Consider the following 13,564-nt stretch of genomic DNA (forward strand, 5'->3'; position numbering starts at 1 on the left):
TATTAAATTATATTTAAATAAATTAAATTAAAATTAACTTAATGGGATTATTTGTGTTAAACTATATTAAAATTAATTTAATTATAATTTATTGTATGGTGAGCTACAAGGATATAAGGAGGAAACAAAATGAAAGAAATAGGGGCATTACAAGCAGAATATCCATTAGTGAATAAGCTTATTGCAACAGAAGAAGTATTTTGGATAAATCCAAACATAGAAAAGTATGAAACAGCAATAAAAGATTCACCACTTAATGAAGAGAATGTAAAAGATGCGGAAGAGAGATTAAAGCGTTTTGCACCATATATTGCGAAAGTTTTTCCTGAAACGAAAGGGGCGAACGGCATAATCGAATCACCTTTAGTGAAAATACCTTCTATGAAAGAAGCTTTAGAGAGAAAATATGAGCAACCTATTTTAGGAGAATTATTATTAAAATGTGATAGTCATCTTCCAATATCAGGATCAATTAAAGCTAGGGGCGGTATTTATGAAGTGTTGAAACATGCTGAGCAACTAGCATTGCAGCACGGAATGGTAACAGAAGAAGATAATTATTCCGTTTTAGATAGTGATACATGTAGAGAGTTTTTCTCGAAATATTCAATTGCAGTAGGTTCTACAGGGAATTTAGGACTTAGCATAGGGATTATGAGTGCGAATCTAGGTTTTAATGTAACTGTTCATATGTCAGCAGACGCAAAAGAATGGAAGAAAGATTTATTAAGAAGTAAAGGTGTAAACGTTATTGAATATGAAGATGATTATAGCAAAGCAGTAGAAGAAGGAAGAAGACAAGCGGATGCGGATCCTAGCTGTTATTTTGTAGACGATGAAAACTCGCATGATTTATTTTTAGGATACGCAGTAGCAGCATCACGATTACAAAAGCAATTAGAAGAGTTAGAGGTTGTAGTAGATGAAAATCATCCTTTATTTGTTTATCTTCCGTGCGGAGTAGGAGGAGGACCTGGCGGAGTAGCATTCGGTTTAAAGTTATTGTATAAAGATAATGTTCATTGTTACTTTGCAGAGCCAACACATTCTCCTTGTATGTTACTCGGCTTAATGACAGGCCTTCATGACAAAATTTCCGTTCAAGATATCGGAATTGATAATGTAACAGATGCGGATGGACTTGCGGTAGGAAGGCCATCTGGATTTGTCGGTAAAACGATGGAACCATTTTTGAGTGGGAATTACACAGTAAGCGATGAAGAGTTATATAGATTGTTAAAAGAGCTAGCTGATACGGAGAATATTTATTTAGAGCCTTCTGCACTAGCAGGTATGATAGGGCCAGTGAAAGTATGTAAAGAAGATGAGTATTTACAAAAGCTACAGTTAACAGAGAAGGTGAAAAAAGGTACTCATATTGTGTGGGGAACGGGTGGAAGTATGGTTCCAAACGATATAATGGATGAATATTATAGGAAAGGTTTGGAATTAACGATATAAGAAAAATGAGGCTAGTTGTAGCCTCATTTTTTCATGTACATAAAAATCTTTGTTATTTTCACAATAGTTCTTTATAGTATATATAAAGGATAACTAATATTGAATAAATACAACAAAAAGCTTTATTTTACATAATAAGAGGATGTGTATACGATGTCATTACAGACTAAATATATAGCGGGTATTTCGCTTGGGGTTATGGGTGTCGGCTTTGCGGCTTCTATCCCTTTTCAAGGAACGATAGCTGGAGAGATTATACAAGGGGGATTTGAAGCTGGGTTAGTTGGCGGGCTTGCAGATTGGTTCGCAGTTACAGCATTATTCCGTCACCCGATGGGAATACCAATTCCGCATACAGCTTTGTTACCTAAAAATCGTAAACGAGTAACGAAAGGGCTCATCAATACGTTAGAAAATGAATGGCTGACGAAAGAAAGTATTACGAATAAAGTAAAAGAGATGCAGTTAGCACAAATGGTACTGCAAATTGCTGAGAGAGAAATGCAGTCTGATGCTGTGAAAAAGGGGATTGTAACGATTGCAGAGAAAGCAATTGTTACAATAGATACAGAAAAGTTAGCTGTTATTATTGAAAAAGAATTAAAAACATATTTGCATACAATTAATACAAGTAACATTTTACAAGTGCTTGTTGATCAATTAGTTGTGCAAGAATATGATGAAAAGACACTTGATTACATTTTAGTAAAAGTGAAAGATTGGACAGCGCAAGATGAAGCACGCTACCAGCTCGGTAGTTTAGGTATGAAGGCGATGGAAAATATAAAAGTAGATGGATTCTTACAGTTTACATTGAAATCGTTTATGAATATTGTAGATGAAGATAAAATTGGCGGCATTTTGCAGAAGTTTATTATTAGCAATATTAACAGCTTACAAGATGCAGATAATAGCACGAGACAACTTATATTAGCGAAAATTCGTCAAGAAATTACAAATGTAAAAGAAAATGAAGCGTTACTACAAGAATTAGAAAATTGGAAAGAAAAATGGATTGCCAATTGGAATGCTACTGACAAAATAAAAGAGATGCTAGAGCAAGTACAGCAAAGAGCAGTTGCTTTTGTAAATAATGAAGAATTTGCTGATAAATATGTTATTCCATTTTTACAAAAACAAATGAATAAAATAAAAGAAGATGAACAGACAGTTCAAAAAATAGAAGATTGGTTACAAAAACAAGTTGTAAGTCTTGTTGAGAAGAACCATTCGAAAATTGGTAAGCTTGTACAAGAAAATCTTGATAAGTTAGATGATAAGACGTTAATCGAAATGATTGAAAATAACGTCGGTAAAGATTTACAGTGGATCCGAGTAAACGGGGCGGTTTGCGGATTTATGATTGGATTAGTGTTAGAAGGAATTAAAGCGATTATATGAGAAAAACCTTCCGCAATTGCGGAAGGTTTTTTATTTTTCGAGAACACTCATATTCAAATTATAAGCTTTCTCAATATTTAACTTGTACGTCCCATTTCCAGTTTTAATCGAATTTTTATACCAATGTTCTTGGGTGTTTAATTCTGGATGTTCTTCTGAAGAAGTATTTTCGTTTTTCGTTAAATCTTCTACTTGTTCCCAAGGTGTACTTCCATGTGTTTCTTTTTGATTCGTTACTGCTGTTAAAGATACATCACTTTCTTTTGCAAGATGGACAGACACTCTTGAGCTTTCCTGTACAAACCAATTATTTTGTAATTGACCTGGATAAAGAGATAGTTCGTTATTTGAAGCACGGATTTCCACATTTTTATTTTGCGGAAGAACAAGCGTTGGTTTCACCTGTGGTGCTGAATTAAATAACGTATGCTGAACAGGTAATGATTTTAAAGTGATATACATCGTTTCTCCAGCCGTTTGAACTGAAAGGAAATCATCTCGTTTTAAATTGAGTTTTTCATTTGCTTTCGTTGTCATTTCATAAGTTCCCAAAAGATGAATTTGATTTGTATTATTTCCCTCTATCGTTAGAGGTTGATGGCCTGCATCTACTACGATTTTTTTGATAGATTCAGGTATATCAAATTGTCCGTCTGGAATATTACTCGTTTGCCTCGTTGTGTTAATAGAGTGACGAACTTCTTCTAGTAATCCAGTTGATAATAAACAGTAAAAAGCAATTCCGACGCTTCCTAAAACACCGATAAAGAAAATACTAAAAATATCATATTTAATAAATGATTGTTCCTTCTTAGAAAATAGAAGGTATAGTAAAACTTCAGCTCCAAGTATGATAAGTAAAACTGGCCACCATGCAGTTAGTGTATCTAATACTTGAATTCCTTTTACGACTGAAAATAGTAAAAAGCACCCTAACGATATAATAGAAAGCCCCATTGAGAATGTTCCAACACGCCAAGTCCTCATTCGCTTGTCCCACCTTTGTTTTCTTTATTTCCAAGTAACAATTTAAAGCCGCCGCCAATTAAAAGGAGCGCAACGATAGATGTCTGGAAATAGCGATAATATAGTTCACTAAGATGAATATTAAATATAGTTACAAAATAATCATTCAAAATAGGAAGGACTGTTTGATTTAATAAATAATAACCACCGAGTGTAATTAATCCGATACCGATCCATCTTTGATGATTTATAAAATAATCGATAATGGGTTCGTCTTGTACTCGTTCTTTTCCGTATTTTGCTGTTTGCTGTAACGCATCAAAAAAGCTATAGAACCAAATGATTGGTACTAAAAATAAAAACGCAGAAAGTCTTAATAAGTCGAGTAAATAAATAGATAGTAAAAAGGCTGCCATAAGCTGAAGACCACGGCGTTGTAAACCTAAATACATATGACCTGCTCCAGGGAACATCGCTAAAATAGAAGCAAATGTTTTACTTTTCTTTCCTTGCTCTCGATGTTCTTCAAAATCTTCGAAAATAGTACGGTCAATTAATTGCTCGTCGCGTTCTTTTTTCTGTAGTTGCTGAACAACGTCAAAGAAATTATAAATCCATAAAACAGGTAACGTAATAAGAAAGATAAGGAAACTTCCTTGAGATGTTAATAATGTTACAAATATAATCATGCTGCCTAAGCCAGCGCAAGCGACTAAAAACGTAAGACCGCGTTGCATAAGTCCTAATTGGAAATGGCCAAGTCCAGGGATGATGGATAGGAGAATGATATAAAATCGTTCGCTCTCTTTAGAGGAATTTATCAATTCTCCAGCTTCTTGTTTTTTCGTTTGTTTTATAATGGTGATAACTAAATCTAGTAAGTTAATTACCCATAGAACAGCTAGTAAAAATAGAGAAAGAAAAGCAATATCACGTTCTCTTACTACTATGGTACAAAATACTGCAAAGGAGAATAGAAATAAAGATCCTCCGCTATATAAAATAAACCGTCCTAGCTTTTTTAAGTATAAATGTCCAAGCCCAGGAATTAGCCCTAATACAAGTGCTAAAAAGGGGTTTTTATTCATGCTTTAAACCTCCGTCCTTTTTTGATGTATCTACCGATTTGTTTACAATTTGTTGTGAGATAGAAGACTCGTTATGTTTTGAAGATTTCTCGAAATTTGATGTCGCTGTAAAAATATATTGGAATAAACCACTTACCATAAAAATAATTGTAGCTGCAGTCGCAATTATGTAGTGAATAATTGTGCGTTTTAGTGAGTTTGTTTTTATATTTTCATTAGGTTGTAGCGTTTCAAAATTAATTTGCGTCATAACTTCGTTCGTAAATGAATCATCATTTATCATTGGAAGGTTTTCATGTTGTTCATCAATACTTTCCATATAAAGTGTTAAACAATGATCACATTCGTAAAGATGTTCTTCCATAGATTCACGTTTATTGTTTTCTATAAAATCTAATGTATAATTGCGCCAATCTTCTTTTGAATAATGCATCATAGAAACTCTTCCTCCTTCCAATGTTTTTTAATCCATTTTCGTGCCCGATACAGTTTCATTTCGACTGTTTTTACTTCGATGTTTTCCTGTAAAGCAATTTCTTGATAACTTTTTTCTTCTAAGTAATGTGCGAGAACGACGTCACGGTAATTTTCGGGAAGTTCTCTCAGTTTTTGAGCAATGAGTAATTTCTGCTCTTTCGTCAATAATAAAGCCTCAATATTATGAGAGGACTTTATATTTTCCTCAGCTTCTTTACATAAGGAGAGTTCTTCACTTTCTCTAGCTTTCTTCCTCTTATAATCAATAGCGTGATTGGTGGCAATACGCGCCATCCACGTTTTTAATCCGCGAAATTGATAATTTGGGAGAGAGGTGTGAATTTTTACGAATACTTCTTGTGTAACATCTTTCGCATCTTCTTCATGTCTTAAAATAGAAAAGATAACTTGAAAAATATAATGACGATATGTTTGTACAAGGATACGAAAAGCATGCTCGCTTCCTTGCTGTGCTTTTTCAATTAATTGTTTTTCCTCAATGGGTCTCTCCCTCCTTTTTGACGCATTCTATTATATAGACGTAAAGAATGATAAGTCACCCTACACATATTGTAAAAAAAAGAATAATATATTTTTTGCAGGAGAGCTAGATGAAAAAAGGTGTGAAAAAATGGTAAAGAGAAGTATATAATGAGCAAGTAGGAAATGTTACACGGAGAAAGGATGTGAATGTTAGTAGGGGAAGGGCCATACTAACAAACATGAAAATTAAAATATTAATAGCGGATGATAACTCTTTTATTAGAGAGGGCATGAAAATTATTTTAAATACATACGAAGAGTTCGAAGTAGTAGATACTGTAAATGATGGGGAAGAAGCTGTAGCATATTGTAAAAAGCATGAAGTTGATATTGCTCTTTTAGATGTTCGCATGCCAAATATGAACGGGGTAGAGGCGACGAAGTTCATTTGTGAAGAGACGAAAACAAAACCGCTTATTTTAACGACGTTTGATGATGATGAATATATTTTGGATGCAGTAAAAAACGGAGCGAAAGGTTATTTGTTAAAAAATAACGATCCGGAGCGTATTCGTGATGCGATAAAAGGAGTATATAACGGTCAAACTGTTATGCAAGATGTTGTCCTCGATAAAATTAAGTCTAATTTAATGGAAAGTAAAGAGGAAGAATGTAAAATTGATAAGAGCCTTTTCACAGAAAGGGAGCTTAGTATTATCGCATTAATTGCAAAAGGTTTCTCGAATAAAGAAATTTCGAAACAGCTTTTTATATCTGAAGGAACAATTGCAAATTATATTACGTCAGTTTTAGGGAAAACTGGACTTGAACATCGCACACAAATTGCGATTTATTACTTAACAGGGAAAGTAGATTAGTGATATGGAATTTTGGCTAACTGTAAGTAAATTAATTGTCTTTTTATATATTGTGTTTAGTTATATTTACGCAAATGTAGTAAATTTACCTTGGGTTATATTTACTTTACTTATTTACCTCTCTGTAAACGTAATGATTTCTATATTTAAAAAAGATACGTATAAAAAATTATTAATCTGTATGTCAATTGGCATAATTATGTTATTTACATGGAGGGTTCATCCATTTTTTATTTTGTTTTTACCTTTGAACTTATACGAAATTACATTCCATTACATAGAAAAGAATTGGCCACGCTTTGTTGTTATGATGCTCCCAATTACGATTGCAGATGAAAGTATTCGAATGACTTATGGATTAATTGTTGCATTTTCTTTTCTCGTTTTAACTATAGCAGATCGATATATATCGCGTGTAGTAAAGCTTGAATCGCAAAATGATAAGATGCGAAAAGATATGCAACGACTTACGAAAAGCTTACATGAAAATAAAGAGTACATAAGACAATCTGAATACACATTTAAGCTAGAAGAGAGAAATCGGTTATCGCAAGAAATTCATGATAAAATTGGTCACTCGATGACGGGTGCACTTATTCAAATGGAAGCAGCAAAAAGGTTAATGGAAATAGATAAAGAAAAATCTGCGGAGTTATTACAAAATGCAATTCACATTTCAAAAGATGGAATTGAAAGTATTCGCATTACATTAAAAAATATGAAGCCTCCAACTGAGCAAATTGGCATTCATCGTATGAAATTATTCATAGAGGAATTTGCCGGTAAGAATGATGTTAATATTCCTTTTGTATACAAAGGGAACTTAGATATGATTTCTCCTATTCAGTGGAAAATTATCGGTGAGAATGTTACAGAAGCACTAACAAATGCAATGAAATATGCTGATGCGACAGTTATTTCTATAGATATTCATGTACTTAACAAGATGGTTAAGGTGCAAGTGAAGGATAACGGAAAAGGGGTAGCTCTTGTTAAAAAAGGTCTCGGTATTATGGGGATGGAGGAGCGAACGGCGTCTGTAAACGGAAAAATTATTGTAGATGGGACAAGTGGTTTTTCAGTAACGATGTTGTTGCCAATATAAAGAGAATGGTACGAGGATGAACCATCTCATATGAAAAAAGTGAATATTCTCATGTGAAAAGAATGAACTTCTGCACTGAGCAGGTTCATTCTTTTTGTTTATACTAAAAGCAGAGAAACCGAAATAGGGGTGAAAATGATGAATACATTAGAAATTAAAAATTTAACGAAAAAATTTGGTGATTTCATCGCAGTTGATAATATGTCTTTATCTATTAAAGAAGGAGAAATATTTGGCTTTTTAGGATCAAATGGTGCTGGTAAGAGTACAACGATAAATATGATTGCTGGTTTGTTAAGAAGTAATGAAGGTGAGATTAGCATACTAGGAAAAAATATAAAGAAACATAATCGATTTGCGAAAATGAATATCGGTATTGTTCCGCAAGATATTGCGATTTATGAAGAGTTAACTGCCTATGAAAATGTGAAATTCTTTGCTGGATTGTACGGGTTACGAGGAGCCGAATTAAAAGCTAGGGTAGAGGAAGCTCTTAAATTTGTAGGACTTAGTGATAAACAGAAAAGCTATCCGAAGAACTTTTCTGGTGGGATGAAGCGAAGACTGAATATCGCTTGTGCAATTGCTCATAGACCGAAGTTAATTATTATGGATGAGCCGACAGTTGGAATTGATCCACAGTCAAGAAACTACATTTTGCAGTCAGTACGTAAATTAAATGAAATGGGAAGTACAATTATTTATACGAGTCACTACATGGAAGAGGTAGAAGAGATTTGTACGAAAATAGCGATAGTAGATCACGGTAAAGTAATTGCAGAAGGTACGAAAGAACAGTTAAAAGCAATTATTACTGACACGAAAGATATTTGGATTGAAGTGAAATCGGTAGAGAATTTAGATGTAGAAAAATTAAAAGAGATAAACGGTGTGAAAGCAGTTCAAATTGAAGAAAACGTAATTAAAGTGAATTCTGATGCGGGATTAAATAATTTAAATAAAATCATTCAACACTGTATCAATCATGATATTGAAATTCGTTCATTAGAGGAGCAGGCTCCCAACTTAGAAACAGTATTTCTTACCTTAACCGGAAGAAACTTACGAGATAAATAAAAGGTAAATGAAGAAAAGGTAAAGGGAGGTTCATCAATTGAACATCTTCAATATTGCAATTATGCACATTAAAAGAGAATTTAGAGACGTAAGAACTTTAGTTTTTATGTTAGCATTTCCGATTGTACTTATGCTTGTGTTAGGAACAGCGTTAAGTAATGCATTTAATAGCGATAGTCATACTATTAAAGATATACAAGTGATATACAAAGATGAAGCAAATGGTACGTTTTCTCAATCATTTGAAGCATTTGCAAAAGAAGTAAGTAAATCTGGTATTTACTTTAAGAAAGTTTCTGAAGAGGTAGATGGAAAAGAAAAAGTAAAACAAAACAAATACGCTGCGTATGTAGAATTGAATAAGGACGGGGTAAAGTTTTACGGAAGTGATAGAAGTAGTATTGAAAGTAGCATAGTTGAAGGAATGATGACAACATTTGTTGATAAGTACAATGTAGTAGTTGAGATTGAGAAAGTAGACCCTAGTAAAATTAGCACAATAATTCCGAATGGAGAACGTAATGAGTATATTAAAGAAACGGCATTACAAGCGACTAAAAAACCAGGTTCTATGGATTACTATGCAATTGTAATGACAACGATGGTTGCTTTGTATGGTGCGATGGGAGCAAGTAATTTAATTAGAGGCGAACGAATACGTAAAACAGGAGATCGTCTCATTGCTGCACCTATAACGAAAGCGGAAATTTTTATCGGGAAAATATTGGGTAATATGGTGGCGAATGCACTGTGCATACTACTTGTCGTTTTATTTAGTAAATTTGTTTTTCAAGCTAACTGGGGCGATCATCTTGGAGTTGTCTTACTTATTTTACTAACAGAAGTCCTTTTAGCAACTAGCTTCGGCCTCGGCATCGGATATATTACAAAAACAGGTGAAGCATCTAGAGCAATTATTTTAGTTATCGTACAACTAGCTTCTATTTTTGGCGGGGCATACTTCGTAGTAGAAGAAAATTTCATTACGAATTTATCACCATTAACGTGGGCAAACACTGCCGTTATGAAAATTATTTATGCAAATGATGTAGGGGCGGCACTACCAGTCATCTCTTTAAATATCGGAATCTCAGCACTCTTTTTATTCATATCGATTATCGCATTACGCAGACGGGAGGGGCTATAGTATGAAAGATATTTTATGGCTTATGCAAAAAACATTATCAGTCCTTTTGAAAAATAAAAAAGGGTTACTCATTATTATTAGCTTGCCGATAATAGGAACGTTAATCTCCTTTTCAATATATGGAAATGCGGGGCAAGGGACGTTAAATATCGGAGTTATAAATAAAGAAAATGAGTCGATAGCAAATGATACGGTGAAATTTTTAGAAGAAATCAATCATGTAAAAGTAAGTAAAGTGAAAGAATCTGAAGTAGAAGATAAACTCACTTCAAAAAAACTTGATGGAGTGATTACGTTACAGTCTGGTTTTTCAGAAAGTGTCCGAGAAGGAAAACCAAGCAATATTGAAATTTCATCGATTAAAGGTGATCAAGTAACAGCGTTTATTAAGTCATATTTGTACAATTATATTGATAATGTAGCAGCGATAAGTAAAGTAGCAGGAACAGATCAAAGTGCATTTGATACGATGTACGCAGGATATCAAAAAAGTTCATTTAAAGTGAAGACTGAGACGTTAGAAGATACTTCGAAAAATAAAGATATGACGAACCAAACCATGGGTTATCTTATTATGTTTATGTTATTTTCAGCAGTGAACTTATCAGGCTATATTTTAAAAGAAAAAGAGAATAGAACGTACTTTAGATTATTATCCACGCCGATAGATGGAAAGAAATTTATATTATCTAACGTCGGGGTAAATATGATTATATTAACAGTACAAATTATGATTACAATCCTATTCTTAACGAATGTTTTTCATACGAATATCAATATGCCCTTCATCGTTATGGTTGGTGTACTGATGATATTTGCTTTAATAGCGATTGGAATGTCGTTAGTAATTGTTGCTTTTTCAAAAAACTCATCATCGGCAAATGCGATGCAAAACATGGTCATTGTACCAACATGCTTACTAGCGGGTTGTTATTTCCCATATGACATTATGCCAAGTGCAGTACAAAAAGTAGCTAATTTTCTTCCACAGCGCTGGTTGTTAGACACAGTATCGAAACTACAACAAGGAATACCATTCTCGGAGTTGTATTTAAACATTTTAATTTTATTCGCTTTCGCAATTGCATTCTTCTTAATTGCGATTTATAAGTTTGGAAGAAATAATGATGCGAGAAATTTTGTTTAATGTGAAAAGGATGTGACGTTAAGTCACATCCTTTTTTGTATGAAGCATGAAATCTAAATTTGAATGACAAAATAGAAAGGTGGAAAGAAAATGATCGGAAGGAAATCAAAATGATTAAAAAAATATTGCGAGTTACTTCTATTGCTATTGCTATTTTCGTTTTTATTTTAATTTGGGTTCATATTGACGTTACACTCGGAAGAAAAATGGAAGCCGGGAAAAACATGCCGACAGAGTATGCGCCTCATTATAGTGACTTTCAATTATATGTAGAAGGGAAGTCTTTTTATAAACAATTATTTACTGATATAAGAGAAGCGAAAAGCTCCATTTACACGTATTTCTTCATTTTGTCGAATGATAAAAGTAGCCATACTTTTTTAAACTTATTAAAAGAGAAGGCAAAAGAAGGGGTAAACGTCTATTTATCCGTTGATCGCATTAATGATTTATCATTTGAAAGAAAGATGAAAAATGAATTGCGGGAAAATGGTGTGCATTTTACATATAGTAGAAAACCTGAATTACCATTCGGCTTTTATTCTCTTCATCATCGTAATCATCGCCGTATTACGACGATTGATGGGGAGATTGGCTATACAGGCGGATTTAATATAGGAGATGAGTACTTAGGGAAAGATAAGCGATTTGGATATTGGCGTGATTATCATGTACGACTTAAAGGAGAAGGAGCAAAAGATTTAGAACAGCAATTCGCTTTAGACTGGAAACGAGATACGAAAGAAGAGATAAAGAGAAGTACGAATAAAGCTAGTAAAGGGAATACATTACATACTATGACTAGTTACAATGGGCATTACGTTGCTGAAAAATATATAGAGCTCATAAAACAAGCTCAGCACTCCATTGTAATTGCAACACCGTATTTTATAGCGAAAAATAAAGAATCTATGAATGCTTTAATCGCGGCACAAAAGCGTGGTGTTACAGTAAAAATACTTTGGTCATATAAACCGGATCTACCTCTTATAAAAGAAGCGGCGTATCCATACATACGTCAAGCTGTTAATAATGGGATTACTGTATATGGTTATAAAAAAGGAATGTTCCATGGTAAATTAATGCTTATTGATAATGAATTAACCGTTATTGGTACAACAAACTTTACTTCGCGTAGCTTCAATATAAATGATGAAATGAATTTTTATATTTATGGTGGTCCTATTGTAGGACAAGTTAATAAGGCGTTAACAGAGGATTTTCATGATTCGAAAGAAATGACGAAAGAGTTTTTTGAAAAGTTATCTTTTTGGGAGCGTTGTAAGGAGAAAGTGGCGGGATTGGTTGACTTCTATTTGTGATGATGAATTAGGAAAGGGTGCCTACAAAAGGCACCCTTTTTTGGTGGGAAATCATTATTTTTCATGCACCAGCATCGTAACATCATCATTAATCAACGTCCCCACATGTTCGCCTAAACATATTTTCTTCATGACACCAGGCTCATCAAAGTTAAAGACGTGTGCTGGTAAATTGTAGTCCCGGGCAAGCAGTAATGCCGCTTGATCCATGACTTGTATATTTTGTCTAACGACATCATTATAGTTTAGTTTGCTGTACATTTTTGCTGATTTATTATGCTTTGGATCACTTGTAAAGACGCCATCGACCCCTTGTTTTGCGACTAATATGGCATCACTATTCATCTCGATGGCTCTTTGTACACTTGGATAATCTGTCGTCACGAACGGTTGGCCGTTTCCGCCTCCAAAGATAACGATATAACCGTTATCTAAATGGTGGACTGCACGCAAGCGAATGTATGGTTCAGCTACTGCATTAAATGGAATGGAAGTCATAACGCGTACTTCTCTATTTGTTTTACTTGTTAAAACACCGCGAAGCATTAAGCTGTTAATGATTGTACCTAACGTACCGATATTATCAGCTTCTACTCGATCGATTCCCCATTCTTCAGCTAGATGCCCCCTAAAAATGTTACCGCCACCGATGACGATGGATACTTCTATACCTAAATCAACAATGGATAAAATTTCGTTTGCGATATGTTCTAATCGTTTGGAGTTAAAGCTATTTCCGGTTCGATCGGCAAGTGCACCGCCGCTTAATTTAATTAAAACACGTTTATATGGTCTCATAACAATTCCCCCTATATAGATCGCAATAAAAAAGGAACAAAGGCGAATGCCTTTGTTCCTTTTTAAGAAAATGAAAAAGAAAAGAAGAAGATAGAACGAATTGCTTTGTATAGTTTTTCATAACATCCACTCCTTTTCATTTTGATTTGTTGTAAGTATATATCTTTTTGATTATACGCAATAATCTGATTGCTTATCAAGTTTATTTTATCGT

Annotated in this window: 13 protein-coding genes; 8 read left to right on the forward strand and 5 right to left on the reverse strand. The window is 33.8% G+C overall.

From position 1 onward, the window contains the following. Positions 1-129 precede the first annotated feature (129 nt). Positions 130-1,461: a D-serine ammonia-lyase gene (locus GD442_RS08475; protein WP_000658538.1), complete on the forward strand. Its 1,332-nt coding sequence runs from the start codon at positions 130-132 to the stop codon at positions 1,459-1,461. A 153-nt stretch (positions 1,462-1,614) separates the two neighbouring features. Then, positions 1,615-2,862 carry a DUF445 domain-containing protein gene (locus GD442_RS08480; RefSeq protein WP_000058302.1) on the forward strand — a complete coding sequence of 416 codons (1,248 nt, stop codon included), beginning with the start codon at positions 1,615-1,617 and terminating at the stop codon, positions 2,860-2,862. Positions 2,863-2,892: 30 nt separating this feature from the next. Here GD442_RS08480 and exsE read toward each other — a convergent pair whose 3' ends face one another. From exsE to GD442_RS08500, 4 genes are read right to left on the reverse strand one after another with little or no spacing between them, the layout of a single operon-like run. Next, on the reverse strand, positions 2,893-3,849 hold the full coding sequence (exsE, locus tag GD442_RS08485; RefSeq protein WP_001261429.1) for an exosporium protein ExsE: 957 nt from the start codon (positions 3,847-3,849) through the stop codon (positions 2,893-2,895). Then, complete coding sequence (locus GD442_RS08490; protein WP_001039115.1) at positions 3,846-4,916, reverse strand: hypothetical protein; 1,071 nt, start codon at positions 4,914-4,916, stop codon at positions 3,846-3,848. The genes exsE and GD442_RS08490 overlap by 4 nt, the downstream gene beginning before the upstream one ends. Then, positions 4,909-5,352: a hypothetical protein gene (locus GD442_RS08495; RefSeq protein WP_000972341.1), complete on the reverse strand. Its 444-nt coding sequence runs from the start codon at positions 5,350-5,352 to the stop codon at positions 4,909-4,911. Before GD442_RS08495 ends, GD442_RS08490 begins: the two co-directional genes overlap by 8 nt. Further along, entirely contained in the window at positions 5,349-5,894 is a 546-nt protein-coding gene (locus tag GD442_RS08500) for an RNA polymerase sigma factor (RefSeq protein WP_256737415.1), read from the reverse strand. Before GD442_RS08500 ends, GD442_RS08495 begins: the two co-directional genes overlap by 4 nt. A gap of 221 nt (positions 5,895-6,115) precedes the next feature. On the opposite strand from GD442_RS08500, the gene GD442_RS08505 reads away from it, so the two are divergent. The 6 genes from GD442_RS08505 to cls all read left to right on the forward strand — a co-directional run bounded on the left by GD442_RS08505 (position 6,116) and on the right by cls (position 12,552). Continuing rightward, positions 6,116-6,754, forward strand: a complete 639-nt coding sequence (locus GD442_RS08505; RefSeq protein WP_000694093.1) for a response regulator transcription factor — start codon at positions 6,116-6,118, stop codon at positions 6,752-6,754. Between the two features lie 4 nt (positions 6,755-6,758). Beyond that, complete coding sequence (locus GD442_RS08510; protein WP_000397690.1) at positions 6,759-7,859, forward strand: sensor histidine kinase; 1,101 nt, start codon at positions 6,759-6,761, stop codon at positions 7,857-7,859. A gap of 138 nt (positions 7,860-7,997) precedes the next feature. Further along, the gene (locus tag GD442_RS08515) at positions 7,998-8,936 is read left to right on the forward strand and encodes an ABC transporter ATP-binding protein (protein WP_001093804.1); all 939 of its coding nucleotides are present in this window, start codon (positions 7,998-8,000) and stop codon (positions 8,934-8,936) included. Between the two features lie 37 nt (positions 8,937-8,973). Then, on the forward strand, positions 8,974-10,083 hold the full coding sequence (locus GD442_RS08520; RefSeq protein ID WP_001020163.1) for an ABC transporter permease: 1,110 nt from the start codon (positions 8,974-8,976) through the stop codon (positions 10,081-10,083). A gap of 1 nt (position 10,084) precedes the next feature. Then, the gene (locus GD442_RS08525) at positions 10,085-11,230 is read left to right on the forward strand and encodes an ABC transporter permease (RefSeq protein ID WP_000651904.1); all 1,146 of its coding nucleotides are present in this window, start codon (positions 10,085-10,087) and stop codon (positions 11,228-11,230) included. Positions 11,231-11,340: 110 nt separating this feature from the next. Beyond that, entirely contained in the window at positions 11,341-12,552 is a 1,212-nt protein-coding gene (gene cls / locus GD442_RS08530) for a cardiolipin synthase (protein ID WP_000591899.1), read from the forward strand. A gap of 54 nt (positions 12,553-12,606) precedes the next feature. On the opposite strand, the gene pyrH is transcribed toward cls, so the two are convergent. Then, positions 12,607-13,350 (reverse strand): UMP kinase, encoded by a 744-nt coding sequence (gene pyrH, locus GD442_RS08535; RefSeq protein WP_001248064.1) that lies wholly within the window; start codon positions 13,348-13,350, stop codon positions 12,607-12,609. Positions 13,351-13,564 lie beyond the last annotated feature (214 nt).

Source organism: Bacillus sp. A260 (assembly GCF_009861435.1).
GTDB classification, from domain to species: Bacteria; Bacillota; Bacilli; order Bacillales; family Bacillaceae_G; genus Bacillus_A; species Bacillus_A cereus.